This window comes from Magnetococcus sp. PR-3 (assembly GCF_036689865.1).
Lineage (GTDB): Bacteria > Pseudomonadota > Magnetococcia > Magnetococcales > Magnetococcaceae > Magnetococcus.
This window is the reverse complement of the sequence record NZ_JBAHUQ010000088.1, coordinates 1-496: the sequence shown is the minus strand read 5'-3', so window position 1 is coordinate 496 and position 496 is coordinate 1. Positions and strand designations below refer to the sequence as shown.

Genomic DNA, 496 nt, shown 5'->3' with positions numbered 1-496 from the left:
AGATTGATTACAAACCCCGTCTTTTTTGAGGCGGGGTTTGTTTTTGCGCAAAGCTATGATGTAAGCGGAGTCAATTGGGGAGAATTTTGGAAAAACCTTCTGAATACATTCAGGCAGCGATCAAAGGGCTTATTGGGTTTTTTATTGACCAAAAAGCGTCTAATTAAAGCCCTGATCAGGGCTATCTTCTTCATATTCTGGCAAGCCGCAGTTAACAAGCACTGCTCCCTTACTTTGCTTAAGCCTCGCATGCGGGCATAACGATACCCATGCAGTTGCTTGGCATCAGCAAAGCTTCGCTCGACGGTTTCCTTGCGCCGCTTGTAGATCTGCTTGCCCCATGGCGTATAGCGATTCGCATTAATACGCTCTTTACTCTCTTCCCACACATGTCGGGTCAGAACCTTGGTGTGATTGGCTGATTGAGTGCAACGAAATAAAAGTGCACACCGCTTACATACTTTTGGGGCAGAGTGGTACTGTCGATAACCTTCAC

The 496-nt window shown here is 46.4% G+C and carries 1 protein-coding gene; it reads right to left on the bottom strand.

Going from position 1 to position 496, the window contains the following annotated elements; translation table 11 throughout:
• Positions 1-53 precede the first annotated feature (53 nt).
• Positions 54-496 (bottom strand): transposase (locus V5T57_RS20665; RefSeq protein ID WP_332893166.1); only part of this gene is annotated, 443 nt, incomplete at its 5' end.